At 44.4% G+C, this 18,883-nt stretch carries 16 protein-coding genes and 4 tRNA genes; 7 read left to right on the forward strand and 13 right to left on the reverse strand.

Translation table 11 applies throughout. From position 1 onward, the window contains the following. Positions 1-34: 34 nt before the first annotated feature. The 3 genes from ihfA to pheS form a co-directional block, all read right to left on the reverse strand. Positions 35-331, reverse strand: a complete 297-nt coding sequence (gene ihfA / locus EXZ60_RS03545; RefSeq protein ID WP_010319630.1) for an integration host factor subunit alpha — start codon at positions 329-331, stop codon at positions 35-37. A gap of 421 nt (positions 332-752) precedes the next feature. Further along, positions 753-3,140 carry a phenylalanine--tRNA ligase subunit beta gene (pheT, locus tag EXZ60_RS03550; protein WP_277435292.1) on the reverse strand — a complete coding sequence of 796 codons (2,388 nt, stop codon included), beginning with the start codon at positions 3,138-3,140 and terminating at the stop codon, positions 753-755. 16 nt (positions 3,141-3,156) lie between these two features. Further along, positions 3,157-4,140 carry a phenylalanine--tRNA ligase subunit alpha gene (pheS, locus tag EXZ60_RS03555; RefSeq protein WP_277435338.1) on the reverse strand — a complete coding sequence of 328 codons (984 nt, stop codon included), beginning with the start codon at positions 4,138-4,140 and terminating at the stop codon, positions 3,157-3,159. A 216-nt stretch (positions 4,141-4,356) separates the two neighbouring features. Here pheS and EXZ60_RS03560 point away from each other — a divergent pair, with 216 nt between their 5' ends. Further along, positions 4,357-4,839, forward strand: coding sequence for a GNAT family N-acetyltransferase (locus EXZ60_RS03560; protein ID WP_019282586.1), 483 nt, complete (start codon positions 4,357-4,359; stop codon positions 4,837-4,839). 84 nt (positions 4,840-4,923) lie between these two features. Here the strand turns inward: EXZ60_RS03560 and EXZ60_RS03565 are convergent, their stop codons facing one another. The 8 genes from EXZ60_RS03565 to uvrY form a co-directional block, all read right to left on the reverse strand. Next, on the reverse strand, positions 4,924-5,898 hold the full coding sequence (locus tag EXZ60_RS03565; RefSeq protein ID WP_170888333.1) for a carbohydrate porin: 975 nt from the start codon (positions 5,896-5,898) through the stop codon (positions 4,924-4,926). Between the two features lie 752 nt (positions 5,899-6,650). Further along, a tRNA-Gly gene (locus tag EXZ60_RS03570) sits at positions 6,651-6,726 on the reverse strand. A gap of 23 nt (positions 6,727-6,749) precedes the next feature. After that, positions 6,750-6,836, reverse strand: a tRNA-Leu gene (locus EXZ60_RS03575). An 85-nt stretch (positions 6,837-6,921) separates the two neighbouring features. Continuing rightward, a tRNA-Gly gene (locus EXZ60_RS03580) sits at positions 6,922-6,997 on the reverse strand. Positions 6,998-6,999: 2 nt separating this feature from the next. Further along, a tRNA-Cys gene (locus EXZ60_RS03585) sits at positions 7,000-7,073 on the reverse strand. Between the two features lie 268 nt (positions 7,074-7,341). After that, positions 7,342-7,899: a CDP-diacylglycerol--glycerol-3-phosphate 3-phosphatidyltransferase gene (gene pgsA, locus EXZ60_RS03590; protein ID WP_013856615.1), complete on the reverse strand. Its 558-nt coding sequence runs from the start codon at positions 7,897-7,899 to the stop codon at positions 7,342-7,344. Between the two features lie 46 nt (positions 7,900-7,945). After that, positions 7,946-9,778 carry an excinuclease ABC subunit UvrC gene (gene uvrC, locus EXZ60_RS03595; protein ID WP_277435293.1) on the reverse strand — a complete coding sequence of 611 codons (1,833 nt, stop codon included), beginning with the start codon at positions 9,776-9,778 and terminating at the stop codon, positions 7,946-7,948. Next, positions 9,778-10,422, reverse strand: coding sequence for a UvrY/SirA/GacA family response regulator transcription factor (gene uvrY, locus EXZ60_RS03600; RefSeq protein WP_277435339.1), 645 nt, complete (start codon positions 10,420-10,422; stop codon positions 9,778-9,780). The genes uvrC and uvrY overlap by 1 nt, the downstream gene beginning before the upstream one ends. A gap of 481 nt (positions 10,423-10,903) precedes the next feature. On the opposite strand from uvrY, the gene EXZ60_RS03605 reads away from it, so the two are divergent. Next, positions 10,904-13,267 carry a DNA polymerase II gene (locus EXZ60_RS03605; RefSeq protein ID WP_277435340.1) on the forward strand — a complete coding sequence of 788 codons (2,364 nt, stop codon included), beginning with the start codon at positions 10,904-10,906 and terminating at the stop codon, positions 13,265-13,267. A 24-nt stretch (positions 13,268-13,291) separates the two neighbouring features. Here the strand turns inward: EXZ60_RS03605 and EXZ60_RS03610 are convergent, their stop codons facing one another. After that, a complete protein-coding gene (locus EXZ60_RS03610; protein WP_013856611.1) occupies positions 13,292-14,059 on the reverse strand; it encodes a nucleotidyltransferase in 768 nt (255 codons plus the stop codon). A 134-nt stretch (positions 14,060-14,193) separates the two neighbouring features. Here EXZ60_RS03610 and yeiP point away from each other — a divergent pair, with 134 nt between their 5' ends. Together yeiP and EXZ60_RS03620 are read left to right on the forward strand one after the other, a co-directional pair. Continuing rightward, positions 14,194-14,760: an elongation factor P-like protein YeiP gene (gene yeiP / locus EXZ60_RS03615; RefSeq protein WP_013856610.1), complete on the forward strand. Its 567-nt coding sequence runs from the start codon at positions 14,194-14,196 to the stop codon at positions 14,758-14,760. 2 nt (positions 14,761-14,762) lie between these two features. After that, a complete protein-coding gene (locus EXZ60_RS03620; protein ID WP_017048043.1) occupies positions 14,763-15,083 on the forward strand; it encodes an HI1450 family dsDNA-mimic protein in 321 nt (106 codons plus the stop codon). A gap of 98 nt (positions 15,084-15,181) precedes the next feature. Here the strand turns inward: EXZ60_RS03620 and yqfB are convergent, their stop codons facing one another. After that, positions 15,182-15,526 carry a N(4)-acetylcytidine aminohydrolase gene (gene yqfB / locus EXZ60_RS03625; protein ID WP_010319023.1) on the reverse strand — a complete coding sequence of 115 codons (345 nt, stop codon included), beginning with the start codon at positions 15,524-15,526 and terminating at the stop codon, positions 15,182-15,184. Positions 15,527-15,755: 229 nt separating this feature from the next. Between yqfB and hutC the strand changes: the two genes are divergently transcribed. From hutC to hutG, 3 genes are all read left to right on the forward strand, one after another. Continuing rightward, the gene (hutC, locus tag EXZ60_RS03630) at positions 15,756-16,469 is read left to right on the forward strand and encodes a histidine utilization repressor (RefSeq protein WP_277435341.1); all 714 of its coding nucleotides are present in this window, start codon (positions 15,756-15,758) and stop codon (positions 16,467-16,469) included. Between the two features lie 127 nt (positions 16,470-16,596). Next, positions 16,597-17,811, forward strand: a complete 1,215-nt coding sequence (hutI, locus tag EXZ60_RS03635; RefSeq protein WP_026028673.1) for an imidazolonepropionase — start codon at positions 16,597-16,599, stop codon at positions 17,809-17,811. Beyond that, positions 17,804-18,817 (forward strand): formimidoylglutamase, encoded by a 1,014-nt coding sequence (gene hutG / locus EXZ60_RS03640; RefSeq protein WP_064625491.1) that lies wholly within the window; start codon positions 17,804-17,806, stop codon positions 18,815-18,817. The genes hutI and hutG overlap by 8 nt, the downstream gene beginning before the upstream one ends. Positions 18,818-18,883: the final 66 nt, after the last annotated feature.

Consider the following 18,883-nt stretch of genomic DNA (forward strand, 5'->3'; position numbering starts at 1 on the left):
AAAAGACCACGCATAGCGTGGTCTATTGCTCGGTCTATTTTTCGACATTAATGTTCTCGACTCGGGCTTTTAATTTCTGCCCTGGGCGGAACGTTACGACACGTCGAGCGGAGATAGGAATATCCTCACCTGTTTTTGGGTTTCGACCCGGACGCTCGTTTTTGTCTCGTAGATCAAAATTACCAAAACCAGATAGTTTTACCTGTTCGCCACTTTCAAGCGCCTTGCGAATCTCTTCGAAAAACACTTCAACCGTTTCCTTGGCATCCCGTTTACTGTATCCAAGCTTTTCAAACAGGTTTTCAGCCAATTCGGCCTTTGTGAGCGCCATAAAACTTCCCTCAAAGCTATGTTAAACCTTGCTGCTTCTAAGCAGCGCCAAAGCATTTTCGCTTAGCCAATCAATAAGATATCGGCTTTACCTGAAAAGTGTATGCCAAGCTTCTGATTTTCGCCAACTTTTTTATTCGCAACAATATTAATAGTTTCATCAAAATAAGCGCATATACTGGCTGCATTTATACAATTAGACGTCGAAGATTGAGAAAAAACACTGACAATTTAGTTAGTTATATCATAACAGCCAATATTTTCAGAATTTCATACTATTTTGAATGGATATCGATTTCTGATAAAAAAATTTATAACCTGTTAAATCATAGACTTGTTTAACACTAACTTGTCACTAAATTGCATATAAAAAAGCAGGCCCAACTTGAACCTGCTCAAATATACTTAGGCTACTTTCTGAATTAGTCGCGCAGGGCTGCACCAAACTGTGCCGCTACTGAAGTCACAATCGATTCAACAGCGCTTGCAATATCGGCTTCTTCTAAAGTACGTTCAGTCGATTGAAGCATCAACGCAATCGCTAAACTCTTCTTGCCCTCTTCAACCCCTTTGCCTACATAAACGTCAAACAGCTTCGCCTCTTTTAGAAGCTCACCACCAGCGTTACGACATGCATCGACAATATCACCTGAAGCAATGGCGCCATCAACAACCAGTGCTATATCACGGCGGTTCGCTGGGAACTTAGACAGTGATGCAGCTTCTGGAATTACACGGGTGTTCACAGCTGACCATTCAAGTTCAAATACGATGGTGCGGCCATTCAAGCCAAACTTACGCTCAAGCTCTGGATGAACAGTGCCTATCACCCCAATAATCTCACCATCGACAACGATAGCGGCCGATTGCCCAGGGTGCAGCGCTGGGTGTGCAATAGAAGTAAAGCTGTAAGCTTTGCCGTTGGCGGTTAAATCAAGAATGGCTTCCAAGTCACCTTTTAGATCGAAGAAATCAACCGTTGCGGTGTCCATGTTCCAGTGCTCTTCACCACGAGTACCGGATATTACCCCCGCGAGCATAGGCTCTTGGCGCATACCGTTCTCTGCCGAAGCATCAGGAATAAAACGCAAACCATATTCAAACAAACGAACGCGTGGCTGCTGGCGTTTCTGGTTATGAACCACGGTATTTAATAGACCTTGGATCAAGCCCAAACGCATCGCCGACATATCAGCAGAAATAGGATTAGGTAGAATGAGTGGTTCAACATCTGGAACAATCAGTTTCTGCTGCTCTGGCTCAACGAAGCTGTAGGTGATCGCTTCATGGTAACCACGGTCAACTAACAAATGACGAACACGCTTAAGTGGCAAGTTTGCTTCTTGGTGGTCATTCATGCTCAATGCTGCAACGGGAGCTTGATTAGGAATATTGTTGTAACCGTAAATACGGCCAACTTCCTCAATCAAGTCTTGCTCAATCGCGATATCAAAACGCCACGTTGGCGCAGTAGCAACCCAACTTTCTGCGCAACTCTCAACACTCATACCTAAACGTTTTAGGATTTCAACCACATCAGCATCCGCAATGTGATGACCAAGCAAACTGTCCAGTTTAGTGCGACGAAGTGTGACTTGATTTGGTTTAGGTAAATCCGTTTCAGACTCAACACTAACCATAGGTGCAACTTCACCGCCACAAATATCAACCAGCAGCTGAGTCGCTCGTTCCATCGCACTGGCTTGCAACGCGTAGTCAACACCGCGCTCAAAACGCATGGATGAATCAGTATGTAGGCCATAGCTACGGGCACGACCGCGGATATGGTCTGGTGCAAAGAAAGCACACTCAAGCAGTACATCTTGGGTTTCTGAGCTAACGCCTGAACCTTCACCACCAAAAATGCCCGCAATGGCTAATGCTTTATTGTGATCGGCAACAACCAGCGTATCGACATTCAACTTAGCTTCTGTACCATCGAGTAGCGTAAGTTTTTCATCCTGCTCGGCCATACGAACAACAATACCGCCTTCGATCTTGGCAAGATCAAAGGCATGCATCGGTTGGCCTTGTTCAAGCAAGATATAGTTAGTGATATCAACCACTGGATCAATTGAACGTAGACCACAACGGCGTAACTTCTCTTGCATCCAAAGCGGTGTTTGGGCTTGAACATTAATGTTTTTAACCACGCGGCCAAGATAACGCGGACAAGCGGCCGGTGCTTTCACTTCAATAGAGACTTTATCTTCAATTGAAGCAGGAACAGCGATGACCGATGGCTCAGTGACATCAATGCGGTTCAATACACCTACTTCACGAGCAAGGCCACGAATACTAAAGCAATCTGCGCGGTTCGCGGTCAAATCAACATCAATAGTCACATCATCTAAGCTTAGGAATTCGCGGAAATCAGTACCAACGATGGCATCTTCTGCAAGCTCCATAATGCCAGCGGATTCAACATCAATCCCTAGCTCACTGAATGAACAAAGCATGCCGTGAGAAGGTTGACCACGTAATTTTGCTTTTTTGATCTTAAAATCGCCAGGAAGTACCGCACCGACAGTCGCTACCGCCACTTTTAAGCCTTGGCGGCAGTTTGCTGCACCACAAACGATATCAAGCAGTTCTTCTTCACCCACGTCAACTTTCGTTACACGCAGTTTGTCGGCATCTGGGTGTTGACCACATTCCACAACGTGACCCACTTTGACGCCAGTAAATTCACCGGCGACAGCAAGAACGTCATCGACTTCCAAGCCTGCCATTGTAATTTGATGTGTAAGTTCGTCAGTCGTAACCGCAGGGTTAACCCACTCACGAAGCCATGATTCGCTGAATTTCATTGTGTTTACCCTTGAATTACTTGAATTGTTTGAGGAAGCGCAGATCGTTCTCAAAGAACGCGCGTAGGTCGTTGACGCCATAACGAAGCATCGTTAAACGCTCAACACCCATACCAAATGCAAAGCCAGAATATTTTTCAGGGTCAATACCAACACTGCGCAAAACGTTCGGGTGAACCATGCCACAGCCTAGAACTTCAAGCCATTTACCATTTTTACCCTTCACATCCACTTCCGCAGAAGGTTCTGTAAATGGGAAATAAGAAGGACGGAAACGCACTTCAACTTCTTCTTCAAAGAAGTTACATAAGAAATCGTTCAAAATACCTTTAAGCTGAGCAAAATTGACGTGCTCATCAACCAACATACCTTCAACTTGGTGGAACATTGGTGTGTGTGTTTGGTCGTAGTCATTACGATATACGCGGCCCGGCGCAATAAAACGAAACGGTGGTTGGCCATTTTCCATGGTGCGAATTTGCACACCTGACGTGTGTGTACGCAACATTAAATCTGGATTAAAGAAGAAGGTATCGTGATCAGTACGTGCAGGGTGATCGGCAGCGATATTCAACGCATCAAAGTTGTGGAAGGCGTCTTCAATTTCAGGGCCAGATTCAACATGAAAACCAAGCTCACCAAAGAACTGCTCAATGCGTTCAACTGTGCGAGTCACTGGGTGTAAGCCACCATTTTCAATGCGGCGTCCAGGCAAAGTAACGTCAATCGTTTCAGCCGCTAGTTTGGCTTCTAACTCTGCTCGCTGCAAAGCATCTTTACGCGTAGCAATGGCGTGTTGCACTGTTTCTTTCGCAACGTTGATCTCTTGACCTGCAGCGCGACGTTCTTCGGGTGGCAATTTACCTAGGCTCTGTAGCTGAGTGGTTAACTCACCTTTTTTACCCAAGTACTGAACACGCACTTCATCAAGTGCGACTAGCGAATCGGCAGCATTAATCGCTGCGCTCGCATTAGCAATAATCTCTTCTAGATGTTGCATCGTTTCCTCATCTACCTGTAGGTAGTGTCCGTATAGGATGTTTTTGTATTTTTCAGATAGCTGCACATAGTATCGAAAGCCACCTCTAAAGCCAAATTGAAATGATACTGAGGCTTGCTCTTGAACAAAAAAACGGCATTATTTTTGCCGCTCTCTTGATATTACCTCCCTCCCCCCAAACAATAATAAAAACATGACTATTTTTAAGAAGAAACGATGAACATCACGATAACACCAATCGAACCACAAGATGATCCGGACATTTGTAAAATTATCCAATCTGTAGGTGCTGAATTTGGGGCCATCGGTGAGGGTTTTGGCCCATCTGATGCTGAAGTGGAAAACATGAGTCAACATTACACGCAAGAGAGCAGCAGCCTTTATCTGGTAGCCAAACGTGACGGCATCATTGTCGGTGGAGCAGGTATTGCAGCCTTTCATCATAGCCAACGGATCTGTGAGCTAAAAAAACTCTTCTTATTACCAGAAAGTCGCGGTTGCGGGCTGGGAAAAATGCTCAGTGAAGCATGCCTATCGTTTGCTCAAAATGCAGGTTATCAATCTTGCTATTTGGATACATTATCTAGTATGACATCCGCCATTCAGTTATATGAAAAGCTCGGATTTATACATTTGGATCGACCAATGGACGGCACTGAGCACAACGGCTGCGATGTGTGGATGCTTAAACAGCTGTAAATCATCGCATCTGCTTATACAAAAAATGCCTACCGAACGGTAGGCATCAAAAGCAGTTGAGATTTAATGCTTAAGTTTTAAAACTTAGAAGAAGTATTTTAGACGGATACGCATGCCTAGATCTTTGTTTTCTGTGTCGTCTACTTTCGAGTAGTAAGTACCTAGATAAACAGAGAAATCTTCCACATCCATCACATTAGCAAATTGGTAAGAAGCATAAGTGGTATTTACCTTCTCGCTAGTACCTTTATCAACATCACCATAGACATGACCTAGACCAAAGCCTTTAAACAGTAAGTTAGCACCGATGGTCGTATCTTCTTGTTTAGTTTTGTCGAAATCACGGAACGCATAGTTCACGTTGATAGAAAGATCGTTAGCAGAATAGTTAACTGTCGCGCCATAACCAAGGAAATCATTCGCAGCATCTTTATCATCTGCAGTCAGATTGGCTTCTAAACCAGCAGCAACACGAACTGAGTCAACGATTTGGTACGCAACAACTGGGCGTATGAACACAGCATTTTTATCCGCTGTAGTCGCATTCTTCTCAAATTTGGTAGAGAGTTCAAAGTAAAGATTATCCGCTGTCTTACTAAAACCGACTTGGCCGTTATCGCCACGACCACGAGCCGCATTCGCTCGATACGGTTCTGCTGTTGCGTATTCAAGCATAGTATCTTGACCAACAGGGAATAGATCAAATGCTTCATAACGACCTACTCTCAATTCCCAGTTATTTGCTTGACCAAATGCAATCCACGCATCATCAAGCTCAACATCACCCGTTGTTTTAAGTAAAGGCTGTGCTTGTGCTTTGATATAACGGTCACCACTCACACTGCGCTCACCAGCGATTTGAACCAAAAGACGACCGTCTTGATTTAGCTCTTGCTTATCAGTGGCATTTTTATCACGAAGGTTGATATCGAACTCAACATCACCGCCGATTGAGAAAACACCTTGTTCACCTTCAACACTGATACCTGCGTTTGCTTGTAGTGCCGCTGAAATTAGAATTGCGGCAAGAGAAAGTTTACCAGAGGTAGCAAAATTCATTTTTTATACTCCATCGACCTTATGGTCATCATTATCATTATGTTGGTGCTTGGCACCTTGAATCTCATCCTGAGATATATTCAATAAAATTAATGAGTTAGATTCAAATTCACCGGGGGAAGTAGCACGCTACTTTGGTAATCATGAACAGCTCAATCTCTTTATTGCTCAGCAACCACTGCTTATGTATTCCCTTAACGTTGCTGACGGGGATGGAGTTTACATTCACCAAATCAATGTAAAAATAGATCAATGTCACATTAGGAACCGTTCCCATGAATGGGTTATTGATAAGTTTATATAAATCACGCTTTTGCAAATAATTCACACCATAAATTAAATGTTGGCACGAAAATTATGTGAAGTAGGCCGAAATTTCACATCACAAAATAATAACAACTCAAGATAAAGGTTGCTTTATCAAATTATTAACATTCTAGAATTGGGGATGGAGAGTAAAAACGATGCGAGATTTGACCATAAATTGAAGCACTGCTGTTTGATGGTGATGGCTTTGCTTAAAATATTTCAATTTCACGTCCGAAACCGTCAACGAATATAGTGAACGTAGGGGGGATTTACCCAATTTCTGCTAGGGCTTTAATTTGGAGCGACACACGAGGTTCGCTTTCTTTTGAACTAAAAGCGTGACCTCAACCTTGGCAAGGTTGCTCTAAAACGATATCGTTGGTTGTAAACTGGCTGTGAGACAGAGATGAAAAAGCCCCAGCATTTCTGCTAGGGCTTTAATTTGGAGCGACACACGAGGTTCGAACTCGTGACCTCAACCTTGGCAAGGTTGCGCTCTACCAACTGAGCTAGTGTCGCATACTGCATAAGCAGTAAAAAGATGGTGCCCCGGGCCGGACTTGAACCGGCACGACTCGAAAGTCGAGGGATTTTAAATCCCTTGTGTCTACCAATTTCACCACCAGGGCACGCAATTCTGCATTGCGATGCTGTTTACAAAATTTAGTAACACCATCTTTAGATACTGAACGTTAAGTTCAACACCTCAAAATTTGGAGCGACACACGAGGTTCGAACTCGTGACCTCAACCTTGGCAAGGTTGCGCTCTACCAACTGAGCTAGTGTCGCAATGGAGGCGCGTCCCGGAGTCGAACCGAGGTCCACGGATTTGCAATCCGCTGCATAGCCCCTCTGCCAACGCGCCCCTGTAACATCAAGGGGTTGGGTTGTTTCTTCCGTTCCTCTCAAGTACGGGATGCATTCTACGCATTCGATTCGATGAGTCAATATTATTTTTTTAGTTTTTAAACCGTTTGGCTATTTTGCATTCAAAAAGGACAGATTTGGTTAATTTGATAGCAAAATTCACCACCTTTTACACGAGATAACTGTGCTTTAACTGAAGCAATAATGCATGTTGTGAAAGGGATTGTAGAAATTGGAGGAACAAAAAACGGGCCTAAGCCCGTTTCTTAATGATGTTCTGCATTGAGGAGGTCGTCTTTAGCTGCCGCCAAGTATTGAACCATTGACCAATAGGTCAAAATGGTTGCGATGTATAACGCTGCATAGCCGACCCACACCATCCAATCATCATGACGCCAAATCAGTACCCACAATGCAAACATTTGGGTGAGCGTCTTAACCTTCCCAACCCATGAAACGGCCACACTGGCTCTTTTACCAATTTCCGCCATCCATTCTCGCAACGCAGAAATGATGATTTCACGGGCAATCATTGTCACGGCTGGAATCGTTATCCAGAGACTGTGGTAATGGTCGGTGATCAAGATAAGAGCCGTCGCAACGAGCACTTTATCCGCTACTGGGTCAATAAAAGCACCAAAGCGAGAGGTTTGCCCAAGTTTTCGCGCAAGCATGCCATCTAACCAATCGGTAAAACCCGCTACCCAAAACACCATTGCCGCAGCAAAAGGGCCCCAGCCGTAAGGCAGATAGAAAACAACGACAAATACTGGGATAAGGAAAAGTCGTAATAAAGACAAAATATTAGGAATATTCAAACGCATATTTATAGGCTCTTATCGATTGCGCGGTTATGTTGCGTTATTTTTCTTATTGTTTCAATGCTTGATAAATGTTTTCAGCTAAAGAATGGCTAATACCGGGTACTTTGGCGATTTCTTCAACAGTGGCTCTTTTTAGCTCTTGCAGCCCTCCCATATATTTCAGCAGTGCTTGCCGGCGTTTAGGCCCAACCCCTTCTATGCCTTCCAATGTACTAGTACGCCGTGTTTTACCTCGTTTGGCTCTATGCCCAGCAATGGCGTGATTATGACTTTCATCGCGAATATGCTGAATCAAATGCAAAGCTGGCGCATCACTTGGCAGGTTAAATTCATCACCATCGGTTGTAATCAACGTTTCTAGCCCCGGTTTGCGGGTAACACCTTTGGCGATACCAATCATCACCGGTCTTTTCGGCCAATCCTGCCAATGGCTAGAGATGATCTGCAAAGCTCGATTCAATTGCCCTTTACCACCATCAATGAAAATGACATCGGGGATTTTTTCCACGTCAAGCTGCTTGGAATACCGCTTATCTAACACTTGTCCCATTGCAGCGTAATCATCCCCACCAGTAATTCCCGTGATGTTATAACGGCGGTATTCTGGTTTAACAGGCCCTTCTTGGTTAAATACCACGCATGAGGCGATCGTGCTCTCTCCCATGGTGTGCGAAATATCAAAACACTCCATACGCTCTATGCTATCCAACCCTAAAACAGCTTGAAGTGCTTTAAAGCGCTGGTTGATCGTCATTCTATGGTTAATTTTAGCCGTTATTGCGCTCAATGCATTGGTATTAGCCAATTTTAAATATTGAGCACGCACACCTGTTGGGCTGATGTGGAAAGAAACTTTACGTCCGACCAGGGTCTGTAAGGCTTCTTGCAGCGGCTTTGCATCCTCTAGCAGACCCGCATTTAAGATCACTCGACTTGGGATCGTACGCGCTTCATTGTGACTTAAATAATACTGTCCTAAAAAGCCATCAAACACCTCTTCTTGAGTCGTGTTAGCCGGAATTTTAGGAAAATGGCTACGACTACCCAATATTTTACCTTGGCGGATCATCAAAATATGGATGCAAGCGATGCCATTTTCTTGGGCAAATCCCAATACATCCATGTCATCCATCGTCTCTTCAGAAACAAACTGTTGTTCTTGGACTCTTCGAATGGCTTGGATCTGGTCTCTAAATTTAGCGGCATTTTCAAACTGCAGTGCTTGGCTGGCTTGTTCCATTTTTTGCACTAATGTTTCAAGTACTTGGTTATCTTTGCCTTGCAAAAACAATCGAACATAATTAACCAATTCAGCATACTCTTCATCCGCAATGATATGACTCACACAAGGTGCAGCGCAGCGGCCAATTTGATACATCAGGCAAGGACGAGTCCGGTTGCTATAGACGGTATCTTCACATTGTCTTACCGGAAATATTTTTTGGATGAGGTGTAACGACTCTCGAACCGCACCAGAATCAGGGTATGGACCAAAATACTCACCTTTGCGCTTTTTCGCGCCACGGTGCAACGACAAACGAGGGTGCTTATGCCCACTAATAAAAATATACGGGTAAGATTTATCGTCTCGCAGCAGCACATTGTATTTAGGCAAATATTGCTTGATGTAATTGTGTTCAAGGATCAACGCTTCCGTTTCTGTGTGAGTAACGGTGACATCAATTTTATTGATATGGCTGACTAACGCGCGCGTTTTCTCACTGTCGATTGTTTTTCGAAAGTAGCTCGAAAGGCGTTTTTTGAGGTCTTTGGCTTTGCCAACATAGATGATATCAGCCTCGGCGTTATACATTCGATAAACGCCGGGCTGATGGGTAACGGTTTTAAGAAAAGCGACCGAGTCGAACAAAGAAGTCACTAAAGCGTCTCTGTGTCTAACATTCCGTGTCGAATAGCTAAATGGGTCAGTTCAACATCACCGCTGATCGCTAACTTACTAAACAGTCGATAGCGATAGCTATTTACTGTTTTGGGGCTAAGACTAAGTTGCTCGGAAATATCCGTCACTTTTTGCCCTTTGGTAATCATCATCATAATCTGCAGCTCTCTTTCCGAGAGATCAGCAAATGGATTGTCAGAAGCTGGCGAGAATTGGCTTAATGCCATTTGCTGTGCGATTTCAGGCGAGATATAACGCTGCCCGCTATTCACAATGCGAATCGCGTTGACCATTTCATCTGGGCCTGCACCTTTGGTTAAATAACCCGCGGCTCCAGCTTGCATCACTTTGGTCGGAAATGGATTTTCCGTATGAACCGTTAACACGATGATTTTCACATCTGGATTAAAGCGCAGAATTTTTTTTGTCGCTTCCAAACCGCCGATACCAGGCATGTTCATATCCATTAAAATAACGTCGACATGATTACTGCGACACCATTTTACTGCTTCTTCACCGCTGTCAGCTTCCCCTACTACGTTCATTCCACGGACGTCTTCAATAATACGTCGTATCCCTGTGCGAACCAGCTCGTGATCATCTACAAGGAAAACACTTATCAAACTTGTATCTCCACACTCATCTATTGGCTCTGCACCCACTGAATCGTGGATAGCAGCATCGCGGCCCACATTAATTAGCTCACAATTGGAAATTAACTCACAATCGGGTAATTAACTTAACATTGGTTTTTACTCACACTGAATATGTGCTCAAACCCCAAATTTGGCAAGTACTTATTTGTTCGGCTAATCATCCAATGAGAATCCATTAACAAATCAAAAGCTTAATTATATTAGCAGAGATGCCGCACGACTTTTACATGATTTTTTGACAAATTTGAACCTAAACATAAAAATGCAACCAGCCTCATAAAAATACAAAACCAAAACAAATCATAAAGTTAAAATGCATACACCATACCAATTAACGGTTATTTGATCTCCATCGCCCGCTTACTCACCTCACTGAAATTCGTTATTTACCTCGTAGCTCTGATATGATGCCCTCCCCCAAGGTTACGACTATTTGGATTTATTACGCTTGGTTATTCAACACGGTTTTTTACTTACTCGCCATGCAAGAGACCTTCATGGCTCGACTCATATTGAGTTGTGGTTGAGTACGCCTCAAGGTCCAACCCAACTGATTATCCGTGGTGAAAAACCCGTTTTCTTCATACCACAGAAAGATGTACCACAAGCGCAAAAATTAGCGTTAGAGCGGCAGCTCTCTATCGAATTAAAAACATTGGATTTGGAAGATTTTGAACATACCCTCCTAGCGGGTTGTTATTGTCAAACGATTCAAACGCATGCTGAGTTTTCGGCACTACTAAAGCAACATCATATTCTGACGTTAGAAGATGATATTAAGCTTGCCGACCGCTTTCTTATGGAGCGTTTTCTTAAAGGCAGCATTGAATTCACTGGACGGCTTACCCAGACGTTTTCCCATTCAAAAATAGAACAGGCGAAATGTCGACCAGGCAATTATCTTCCTCATCTGAAAGTGGTTTCGCTGGATTTAGAGTGTTCTGAAAAAGGCATTCTCTACTCGATTGGTTTTGATAGCCCAATGGACAGCCGCGTTATCATGATTGGTGAGCCCGAACCTTGCGATACCCCAATTCAGTGGGTGAAAGACGAATACGCATTGCTCAACGCTCTCATCGATTGGTTCACTGAGTTCGACCCTGATGTAATAATTGGCTGGAGCGTGATTGATTTTGATTTTCGCTTACTCCACAAAAGAGCCGAGTGGCATAAGTTAAAACTTGCGATTGGTCGCGGTAAACAGCACAGTTTTTTTCGTAGTTCAAACCAGAGTCAGCAAGGGTTTATCACCATTCCCGGGCGAGTCGTGTTGGATGGAATTGATACATTAAAAACAGCCACTTACCAATTTCGTTCTTGGTCATTGGAATCAGTATCAAGGGAGCTCTTAGGCGAAGGAAAAGCGATTCACAACGCTCATGATCGAATGGATGAAATCAACCGTATGTTTAAAAAAGACAAACCTTCACTGGCAAAATACAACCTGCAAGATTGTGTGTTAGTGAATAAAATCTTTGAACATACCCATTTGCTGGATTTCGCCATTGAACGTTCCCGTCTCACGGGTGTGGAGCTAGATCGCGTCGGCGGTTCTGTCGCCGCCTTTACCAATCTCTATTTACCTCAATTGCATCGCGCGGGTTACATCGCGCCTAACTTACACTCCGAAAATTGGGTCGCAAGCCCCGGAGGCTATGTGATGGACTCCATCCCTAACCTCTACGACTCTGTGTTACTTCTTGATTTTAAAAGCTTATATCCCTCGATCATTCGTTCATTTTTAATTGACCCACTTGGCTTGATTAAAGGGCTAAAAATTCCGATTGGCAAAGAGAATAATCAAGCGGTAACGGGATTTCGTGGCGGTCAATTTCACCGCACCAAACATTTTCTTCCAGAGATGATCGAGAAATTGTGGGCTGCGCGTGATGTGGCGAAAAAGAACAATAACAAAGCCTTTTCACAAGCGATAAAAATCATCATGAACTCTTTCTACGGTGTACTTGGATCGTCAGGTTGTCGTTTTTTTGATACTCGTTTGGCGTCCAGCATTACCATGCGCGGACACGAGATCATGAAGCAAACTAAAAAGTTAATTGAGGCGCAAGGCTATCAAGTGATTTATGGTGATACCGACTCAACCTTTGTCTCTTTAGGTGGTCAATATTCACAGCAGCAAGCGGATCGCGTAGGAATACAACTGGTTGAACACATCAATCAATGGTGGACGACCCACTTGCGTGAAGAGTACCAATTGGAATCGATGCTGGAATTGGAATACGAAACCCACTACCGAAAGTTTCTGATGCCAACCATCCGAGGTTCAGAAACAGGGTCAAAAAAACGCTATGCGGGATTGATCGGTGAAGGCGAAAACGAGCGGCTAATTTTTAAAGGGCTTGAGAGTGCAAGAACGGACTGGACTCCGCTCGCACAACGCTTTCAGCACCAACTTTATTCGATGATTTTTAATGGTGAAGACCCTGCGGCGTTTATTCGTGAAATCGTTGAGCAAACTCAAACCGGTCAACTCGACCATGAGCTCGTGTACCAAAAACGGTTGCGTCGCAAGCTGCATGAATACCAAAAAAACGTACCACCACAAGTAAGAGCCGCACGACTTGCTGATACGATAAACCAGCAGTTAGGCCGACCATTGCAATATCAAAATCGAGGTCGTATCGAATACCTCATCACACTGAATGGCCCTGAGCCTAAAGAGTATTTAAAAAGTCCTATCGATTATCAGCACTATATCGATAAACAATTGCAGCCAGTCGCAGAAGCCATTTTGCCTTTTGTTGGCTTGAATTTCGAACAGCTCAGCCAGCCACAACTTGGGTTATTTTAAGAAGTACGACGATCTAGCCAGCGGTTAACCAATCCGAAACTCTGTTTTTTGATATTGCTTTGCAAGCCATTGCCCATAACTGTCTAGAATTCCAATCACTGAGCGTTTAGCGATCACTCGTCCAGAGAGCAAAATACCCAATCTCTCAATGTCGATTTTTTTCTCCGGGTGATAACGTAAAAACTGCTGCCCGCATTCGATAGGATCATCAAACCAATTTTTGTCACGATACATAATCAAAGAATAACTGGCGCGCAGTAATTTCTTGGCAATGGCTACTTGCGCCTTGCTCTGTTCGCTTTCAGAACTGGTTTTTGCAATTTTATCACGATAAAAAAAGACCCAATCTGCGATGTCCATATTCCAGTGTTTGGCTATTTCCCAACTGGGTTCGAAATCGCCAAAGCATTCCGCCAGATCATCACCCAAGATGCAAACGCAGCAATGGCGCAACATAAATCCCCACGTAAAAATGCTCTCTAAAGTGGCTACCTCGCTCACGAGTGCAGTTTTGATCGAGACTTCGGTGATATGTGGGAAACTTTTCTGAAATCGCCATTTTATCGTATTCAGCAGAGTTGCTCGTTGCTCGGAGAAATCACGGTGCGTGACCAACACTACATCCAAATTGGAGCGCCCATAACGCGCAGTTCTGCGCGCCACACTGCCATAAAGGTAAAGACTATGTAGATTGTCACCTAACCCGGCACGCAGAAACTTGATGAGATCATCGATAGCCGCTTGATATTCAGCCTGAAAGGGTTGTTTTGGGTCAATAACCGATAAATACATAGCAAAAAGCGTTAGTTAATTTAAGAAAAAGTACACGCGGTCATGTTCTACTATGCAAAGCAATCAATCAAGATATTCCTTTTCGAAAACGGCAAGGTATAATGCGCCGAAACTAAGTATGAAGGAAAAATTCCATGCCAAAGGCGAATGAATTAAAAAAAGGGTTTGCTATTATTTCTGGTGGCAAGACGCTATTGATCAAAGATATCGAAGTGACCACTCCTGGTGGCCGCGGTGGTTCTAAAATCTACAAACTACGTTGTACTGATTTGAACACTGGCGCTCGCGTTGATGAGCGTTTAAAAGCCGATGACTTTGTCGACACCGTTGACATGAACCGCCGTGCGGTTTCGTTTTCTTATGTTGATGGCGATGAGTACATCTTCATGGATAACGAAGATTACACTCAATTTACGTTTAAACAGGCGGATATCGAAGATGAGCTACTGTTCATCACTGAAGAAATCCAAGGTATGTATGTGGTTGTCGTTGACGGTGTTGCGGTAGCACTAGATGTCCCTTCATCTGTTGAGCTTGTGATTGAAGAGACTGATCCTTCCATCAAAGGTGCTTCAGCTTCTGCGCGTTCAAAACCAGCACGTTTAAGCACTGGCCTTGTTGTGCAGGTTCCTGAATATGTCGCAACTGGCGACCGTATTATTATCAACACCGCTGAACGCAAATACATGAGCCGAGCATAATAATGTCTGATTTGATTTCTTACGACGATGCCATTGATGCGGCTTACGACATCTTTCTTGAAATGGCACCCGATAATCTAGAACCTGTTGATGTCATCCTGTTTACAGCACAATTTGAAGACCGTGGCGCGGCTGAACTGGTTGACGTTGGTGATGATTGGGTTCAACACGTGGGTTTTGACGTCGATAAGGAAGCTTACGCGGAAGTATTGATCGGTCTTGTCAATGAAGAGGACGACGTACTAGACGATGTGTTTGCAAGAATGCTCGTCAGCCGCGACCCAGACCAAAAGTTCTGCCACATTCTGTGGAAGCGTGACTAACCTCATTACTGTTGCTGCGTTTTATAATGAAATCGTCGTGACACTGTCTTGAGGCAAACAGCAATAACGCCAATCGTGATTGATTGGCGTTATTATTTTTAAGCGTGATCTTTTTCCAGAGCTTTTTCTTCAACCAGTTGATAGTGAATTACATACAACTGTTCAATATTGGGATAAATGTCTTGAATCACCTCTTTCAGTGTCGTGAGTGACATATTTTCTTGCTCTGCATGGTAGTGGCTTAATTCGCTAAATAGGATCGGTTCAACCTTATTGATTAACAAGCGGCAGAACTTTCGTCCCTCTTCCAACGTACTCACCTCGACAATAGAGCCAACTTGGTAGTGCTTTTCGCTCTCATCACGAATGGTGATCACTTTCTTTTTCGCCAAAATATCCGCTTCAAAACGAGCGAAAAAAGTCATTTCTGTTGGAGCTGTCATCGCATTTTCTCTTTATTATTTAAACCACAAGTTACTATTTACAACACAGGTTACTATTGACAACACAAGTTACGACGCCATCTTACCGTGACACTGACCCTTTGTCGTCGATAGCTGCTTCACCAATTCACAGTTTTGGCCGATTATGATCGCAAAGCCTTATCTAAATATTGCATTTCCCAGCGACTTCGTTAATTATTTGTATATTCAAATAAAACTCATCATGCCCATGTCAAGCTCACCACTTTATAGACAAATAAAACAATTTATTTTAGATAACATTGAATCCGGACAATGGCCTGTCGGCCAACGCATAAGCACCGAGCTAGAACTGACTGAGCAATTTAATGTGAGTCGGATGACGGTGAATAAAGCGATACGGGATCTGGTGGCTGATGGAAAACTGCAACGCCGGCCAAGGCTAGGTACTTTTGTTTGCGCTGTAGAAGACAAAGCGGAATCACCGCTACTTGATATTCGTAATATTGCTGACGAGGTGGCTAGCCGAGGGAAGCAATATCGCAGTAAAGTCTTAAAACAACTTGCGTTAACAGCAGATGAAAGTGTCGCTATCAAACTCGGCGTCATGCTAGGATCTTCTGTTTTTTATAGTGAAATCATTCACTTTGCTAATGACACTCCGATACAACTGGAAGTGCGTTGGGTCAATAGCCGCTACGCGCCCCACTATCTTGAACAAAACTTCTCGTTCATGACGCCCAATCAATATCTTTCACAAAACTGCCCATTAAGTGCCATTGAGCACACTGTTGAAGCCATTATTGCCGAGCATCACATCAAACAATTGTTGCAGTTGGCCGTCAATGAACCCTGTTTACTACTTAATCGCCGTACCTGGAGTGGCGATAAGTTAGTCAGCTCTGCACTGCTTTATCACCCGGGCTCTAAATACAAATTAACCTCTAAAGTGATGCTCGACTAACGCTACACATTTCAACATTCGATCACACTTTTGCAACATTCATCTTGCACCGCGTGCGCTTTTGCCTTATTTATTTGTATATACATTTAAATCAGCAGCGTACTAAGCGATAACGGTGACAATAAAGATGGATCTAATACTGACCAACGCGCGTATCGTCAGCATGGAACAAGGAGAGCTTGGCTATCAACCTAGCTCTCCTAAAACTGTGGTGATAAAAGCGGGCAAAATTGACGCCAGCCTTGATAGCCACATTCCCATAGCTGCCACACCAGAACACAAAGTCATAGATTGCCAAGGCAAGCTTATCACTCCGGGGTTGATAGATTGCCATACTCACCTTATCTATGCCGGTAACCGCGCCAATGAGTTTGAAATGCGCTTGCAAGGTGTTCCCTACCCAGCGATCGCCAAGCAAGGCGGCGGTATTTTATCAACCGTCCACGCCACCCGCACAGCATCCATTGACCAATTGGTTGAGTTGGCACTACCAAGGTTAGAGGGGTTGCTGCGTTCCGGTGTCACATCCGTTGAGATCAAATCGGGCTACGGTTTAACGCTCCATGATGAGATAAAAATGCTCAAAGCGGCTAAGCACCTTGAGGATCATCGCCGCATTAAAGTCGTCACAACACTGCTCGCCGCTCACGCCATTCCACCAGAATATCAACACCGATCAGACGATTATGTTGAGCATATTTGTCAGGAAATCATCCCTCTGGTGGCCGAACAAAAACTCGCTTCGAGCGTCGATGTGTTTTGTGAATCGATTGGTTTTACGCTGGCACAAACAGAAAAAGTGTTCCAAGCCGCAATTGCGCATGGGCTGCAAGTGAAAGGTCATACCGAGCAATTATCAAACCTAGGGGGAAGCGCTTTAACCGCCCATTACCAAGGTTTGTCTGCCGATCATATCGAATATTTAGATGAGCAAGGTGTGTTTGCACTCGCCCGTTCCAATACCGTAGCAACCTTGCTGCCCGGTGCTTTTTATTTCTTACGTGAAACCCAACGCCCACCGATTGATTTACTGCGTCAGCATCATATTCCAATGGCCATCGCAAGTGATTTCAACCCCGGTACATCGCCGTTTGCTGACCTCACTCTTATTATGAATATGGCGTGCACACTGTTTGGCTTAACCCCTCAAGAAGCCTTACGAGGTGTGACTCAACATGCTGCGCAAGCGTTAGGTTTTGCTGATTCTCGCGGCAAAATTGCCACTGGCTACGATGCCGATCTCGCCATTTGGAATATTAGCCACCCAGCCGATTTAAGTTATCAAGTGGGCGTACCGCGTTTGCATGCACGCGTAGTTGACGGAGCATTGACCTATGAATAACCCTACCTTTAGCAACACTCAGCACAGCTTCGAGTGGCAAGGCCGTCACGATGCCGAAGATGGCGAGTTAGGTACACGCGTTCACCATCAAACTCAACGTTGCACCGTCAATACGCTACCCATTCAACAAAACCAAGATGAGAAAGCCATTGCCATTATCGGTTTTGAATGCGATGCAGGGGTGGCCCGCAATAAAGGGCGCATTGGCGCAAAACAGGCTCCCGATGCCATTCGTCAAGCGCTGGCCAACATGGCTTGGCATAAGCACTCTCGCTTTTTTGATCTGGGCAATATTCGCTGTATTGATGATGAACTTGAGCTGGCTCAGCAACAGTGCGCTGATGTGATTGCCCATACGCTTAAACAAACGCCCGTTATCGTACTGGGTGGCGGTCATGAAGTCGCTTGGGCCACGTTTCAAGGCGCAGCGCAATATCTGAGTCAACAAGCCATCAGCCAACCACGGATTGGGATCATCAATTTTGACGCACATTTCGATTTGCGTGCTTTTGAGTCAGAGATCGCTTCGGTGCGACCTAGCTCGGGCACTCCTTTCAATCAAATTCATCAATGGTGCAAGCAAAATCAATGGCCATTTCATTACGCTTGCTTAGGTGTGAGCCGAGCAAGTAATACGACTGCACTGTTTCAACGAGCCGATGAACTGGGCGTTTGGTATATGCAAGATAATCAGTTTTCAGCACTGAGCCCGATTGATCATCTGCGTGAACTGCAACACTTCATTGACCAGTGTGACTATCTCTATTTGACAATTGACTTAGATGTCTTTCCAGCTGCAACGGCGCCGGGAGTCAGCGCCCCAGCGGCACGTGGCGTAAGTTATGAAGCGCTTGCCCCTTATTTTGACAAAATTTTCTACCACAAAAATAAGCTGTTAATTGCCGACATTGCCGAATACAACCCACAATTTGACCAAGACAATCAAACTGCTCGTCTCGCGGCAAGGCTGTGTTGGGATATCGCCAATGCCATGACCGACGATTAATCGCTACACCTCACTAAACCCGATACTGGCACCATAACAACAATAGCGCCACATTGTGAAACACAA

The sequence above is a fragment of the Vibrio sp. 1151_11 genome (genome assembly GCF_029478525.1).
GTDB classification, from domain to species: domain Bacteria; phylum Pseudomonadota; class Gammaproteobacteria; order Enterobacterales; family Vibrionaceae; genus Vibrio; species Vibrio anguillarum.